This window comes from Candidatus Polarisedimenticolaceae bacterium, assembly GCA_036275915.1.
GTDB lineage: Bacteria > Acidobacteriota > Polarisedimenticolia > Polarisedimenticolales > DASRJG01 > DASRJG01.
In genome coordinates this window covers 1-4,393 of sequence record DASUCV010000021.1, presented here as the reverse complement: position 1 = coordinate 4,393, position 4,393 = coordinate 1, and the positions used below count along the sequence as shown (strand labels likewise).

At 71.3% G+C, this 4,393-nt stretch carries 4 protein-coding genes; all 4 read left to right on the top strand.

Annotated elements, in window-relative coordinates:
- Positions 1–257, top strand: a 257-nt coding sequence (locus VFV19_16905) for a DsbA family protein (protein ID HEX4825982.1), incomplete at its 5' end; no start/stop codon positions are given.
- 77 nt (positions 258–334) lie between these two features.
- Positions 335–1,774: a glycogen synthase gene (locus VFV19_16900; protein ID HEX4825981.1), complete on the top strand. Its 1,440-nt coding sequence runs from the start codon at positions 335–337 to the stop codon at positions 1,772–1,774.
- The gene (locus VFV19_16895) at positions 1,771–2,265 is read left to right on the top strand and encodes a GNAT family N-acetyltransferase (GenBank protein ID HEX4825980.1); all 495 of its coding nucleotides are present in this window, start codon (positions 1,771–1,773) and stop codon (positions 2,263–2,265) included. Before VFV19_16900 ends, VFV19_16895 begins: the two co-directional genes overlap by 4 nt.
- Entirely contained in the window at positions 2,262–4,319 is a 2,058-nt protein-coding gene (locus VFV19_16890; GenBank protein ID HEX4825979.1) for a glycoside hydrolase family 57 protein, read from the top strand. The genes VFV19_16895 and VFV19_16890 overlap by 4 nt, the downstream gene beginning before the upstream one ends.
- Positions 4,320–4,393 lie beyond the last annotated feature (74 nt).

The window sequence follows — 4,393 nt, the reverse complement described above, 5'->3', positions numbered from 1 at the left end:
TCCTCCAGTATGCGAAGGAGCTGAAGCTCGACGTCGCGAAGTTCACGAAGGACCTCGATTCCGGCAAGTACAAGGCGGCGATCGAGGCCGACTCGAACGAGGCGATGACCCTCGGCGCGTCGGGAACGCCTGCGTTCTTCGTGAACGGGCGCTTCGTCAACGGGGCGAAGCCGTTCGCCGAGTTCGCCAAGATCATCAATGCGGAGCTGCAGCGCCTCAACCTGCCGGTCCCGGCGGCGGCGCAGAACCCAAGCTGAGAAGAAGTCGACAGTTGGCAGTCGACAGTTAACAGTTTCTGGACTGTGAACTGTTAACTGTAAACTGTCGACTTCCCATGCCCTCTCCCCGAAAGATTCTCCTCCTGTCCGCCGAGGTCGCACCGTTCGCCAAGACCGGCGGATTGGCCGACGTCGCCGGAGCGCTCCCGAAGGCGCTGGCCGCGCACGGACACGACGTGCGCGTCGTGATGCCGGCGTACGCGTCGATCAAGGGCGAGCTGAGCGCGCTTCCCGGCGCCCTCGCGGTTCCCACCGGCGCGGGGCCGCTCCCCGCGGGCGCGTTCGTGACCGAGCTTCCGGGGAGCCGCGTCCCGGTCTACCTCATCGCCGAGCGGAACCTCTTCGACCGGCCGCAGATCTACGGCTACGACGACGACCCGTACCGGTTCGCGTTCTTCTCCAAGGCGGCGCTCGCCCTCTGCGAGGCGATCGGGTGGAAGCCCGACCTCGTCCACGCGCACGACTGGCACGCGGCTCCGGCGATCACGTGGCTCGCGACCGCGGGCGCCCACGACGGCGCGTGGGCGGAGACACCGACGGCGTTCACGATCCACAACCTCGCGCATCAGGGCAGGAGCGCGAGGACGGTCATGGGCTACCTCGGCGCCGCCGCACCGACGCTCCTCGAGGAGGGTCCGCTCGAGGTCAACTTCATGGCGCGCGGGATCTACCACGCCACGATGGTCAACACGGTGAGCCCGACTTACGCGCGCGAGATCGTGACGGCGGCGGGGGGAAGCGGCCTCGACCGACTGCTCGCGCACCGCCGGCGCGACCTGCGCGGGATCCTGAACGGCATCGACGACGCGGTCTGGGATCCGGCGACCGACGCGCATCTCGCGGCGCCCTTTGGCGCCGACCGAATCGAAGCGCGCGGCGCGACGAAGCGCGCGCTCCAGGAGAAGCTCGGCCTCGCCGTCGACGAGAAGATCCCGCTCGTCGGCATGGTGACGCGCCTCGACGCGCAGAAGGGGCTCGAGATCACGGGGCACGTCCTCCACCTCCTCATGAGCGGCGCCGCGGGAGATGTGCAGTGCGTCGTGCTCGGGACCGGGGCCGCGCCCTACGAGGACATGCTCCGCCACCTCGCGTCGTACCACCGCGGCAAGATGAGGGCGGTCCTCGCCTTCGCCTCGGACGTCGCGTCGATGATCTACGGCGGCAGCGACCTCTTCCTCATGCCGTCGCTCTTCGAGCCGTGCGGCCTCTCGCAGCTCATCGCGATGCGTTACGGCAGCGTCCCGGTCGTCCGCGCGACCGGCGGGCTCGCCGACACGGTGCGCGAGGGGGAGACCGGGTTCACCTTCGTTCCTTTCGCGGCTCCGGCGTTCTGGACCGCGATCCAGCGCGCGCTCTTCGTCCTGAAGACAGACCGGGCGCGATGGCGCCGGATCCAGGAGAACGGCATGCGCGCCGACCACGGGTGGGGAAGCGCCGCGCGCGAGTACGAGCGCCTCTACGACGACGCCGTCTCGCGCGCCGCACGCGTGCCATGAGCGCGCGGATCCGCGCGATGACCCAGGAGGACGGCGAAGCGGTCATGGCGGTCTATCGCGAGGGGATCGCGACCGGCCACGCCACGTTCGAGACCGGTGCGCCTTCCTGGGACGACTGGGACGCGGCGCACATCCCGACCTGCCGCCTCGTCGCCGAGCGAGCGGGCCGGATCGTCGGCTTCACCGCCTTGACGGCGGTCTCGCGCCGGCAGGTCTACCGCGGCGTCGGGGAGCTCTCGATCTTCGTCGCCGCAGGCGCGCGCGGGGCGGGGATCGGCCGCGCGCTCCTCGAAGCGCTCGTCGCGGCCTCCGAGGCCGAGGGGTACTGGACGCTGCAGGCGGGGATCTTCCCCGAGAACGAGGCGAGCCTCGCCCTCCACCGCGCGTGCGGCTTCCGCGTCGTGGGGACTCGCGAGAGAATCGGCCAGCGCGACGGCGCGTGGCGCGACGTCGTTCTCCTCGAGCGACGGAGCACCGTGGCCGGACGATGAAGGGACCGATCGATCTCGCGCTCGTCTGGCACTTCCATCAGCCGGATTACACCGACCCGCGCACGGGCGCGCCGGCGATGCCGTGGACGCGCCTCCATGCGCTCAAGGACTACGCCGACATGGCGGCGCACGTCGCACGACACCCCGGCGTCCGCGTGACCTTCAACGTCGTGCCCACGCTCCTCGATCAGCTCGTGCGGCTGGCCGACGGGAGCGCGCCCCCGGACCCGTTCCTCGCGCTCGCGACGAAGCCCGCGGAAGAGCTGACCCCCGAAGAGAGGACGTTCGTCGTCGGCCACTTCTTCTCGCTCAACCGCGACCGGATGGCCGGCGATCTCAGGCGTTACGAGGAGCTGGCGGCGCTCCGCGGCCACGCGGCGCCGAACGCGGTCGGCGGCGCCGAGGTCGCGCGCTTCGACGACCAGGCGCTCCGCGACCTCCAGGTCCTCTTCCACGTCGCGTGGAGCGGCTCGCTCCTCCAGGCCGATCCCGTCGTCGCGCGCCTGAGGCGGAAGGGGAGAGGCTTCGACGAATCCGAGAAGGCGGAGCTGTTCGCCGTTCACCGCGCGTTCCTCGCCGACGTGATCCCGCGGTGGCGCCGGCTCGCCGACGACGGCCGCGTCGAGCTGTCGGTGAGCCCGTACTACCACCCGATCCTCCCGCTCCTCTGCGACACGGCGTCGGCGCTCGAGTCGGTCCCCGACCTCCCGCTCCCGTCGTCCTCGTTCCGCCACCCCGAGGACGCGAGCCTGCAGCTCGAGCGTGCGATGACGAGGTTCGAGGCGCTCTTCGGGCGACGCGCCGCGGGCGGCTGGCCGTCCGAGGGCGCGATCTCGGAGGCGGCGCTCGCGCGCCTCGCCGAAGCGGGCTACGGCTGGGCGGCGAGCGACGAGGACCTGCTCTTCGCCTCGCTCGGCAGTGTCTTCCCCGCGGACCGCGCCACCGCCGACGCGCAGCGCGCGGCGCTCCTCTACCGGCCGTGGCGGCACGGGGAGGGGCCGGTACTCCTCTTCCGCGACCACGATCTCTCGGACCGAATCGGCTTCGCGTACTCCGGCCGGCCGCCGGCCGAGGCGGCGCGCGATTTCGCCGACCGCCTGCGCCGCATCCGCGAGTCGCTGCCCGACGACGGACTCCGCCGCGTCGTGACGGTGATCCTGGACGGCGAGAACGCGTGGGAGCACTACCCCGACCACGCAACTCCCTTCTTCGACGCGTTCTACGGCACGCTCGCGGAAGACCCCGGCGTTCGCACGGTGACGGCGTCGGAGGCCGCGGCTCCCGCGGACGCGTCGCCGCTCCCCCAGGTCACCGCCGGCTCGTGGATCTACCGCAGTCTCGCGACGTGGATCGGGCATGCGGAGAAGAACCGCGGCTGGGAGCTGCTCGCCGCGGCGCGCGACGCGGTCGAAGCGGCGCGCGGCCCGCTCGCGTGGGACGAACCGGCATGGCGGGCGATCCTCGCCGCGGAGGGGAGCGACTGGTTCTGGTGGTACGGCGACGATCACCCGACCGAGTACGGCGCCGAGTTCGACCTCGGCTTCCGCGAGAAGCTCCGCGTCGCCTACACCGCCGCGGGACTCGCCGCTCCGGCCTCGCTCGACGAGCCGGTGAAGGGGGCGGGGCTGCAGACCGCGTCGCGGCCGAGCGGGCCGGTGACGGCGCGGATCGACGGTCGCGTCAGCGACTACTTCGAGTGGCTGGCGGCGGGGCGCGTCCGCGTCGTCCACGGCGCGATGCACGCGGCGACGCGCCTCGCGCGCGACCTCTGGTTCGGCTCGGACGACGATGCGCTCTACGTGCGTCTCGACCCGTTCGAGCCGGGATCGTTCGACGGTGCGGACGTGCGGATCCGCGTTCCGTCCGGGCAGGCGGTCGAAGCCGCCGAGACCGCCCTCGATCGCATCCTCGAGATGCGCATCCCGCTTGCTGGCCTCGGAGGCGCCGCACGGTTCGCGGTCGAGATCAAGAACGCCGCCGGCGCCGTGCAACGCGTCCCCGCCGACGGCTTCATCGACGTCGTGGTCCCCGATCGTTTCGACTGGTCCGCCTAATGGGGACATTCTGCTTTTTCTTCTAGAGACGAAGGTCACCCCAAGAGAGAAGGGTGCTACCCCTCACACACTCC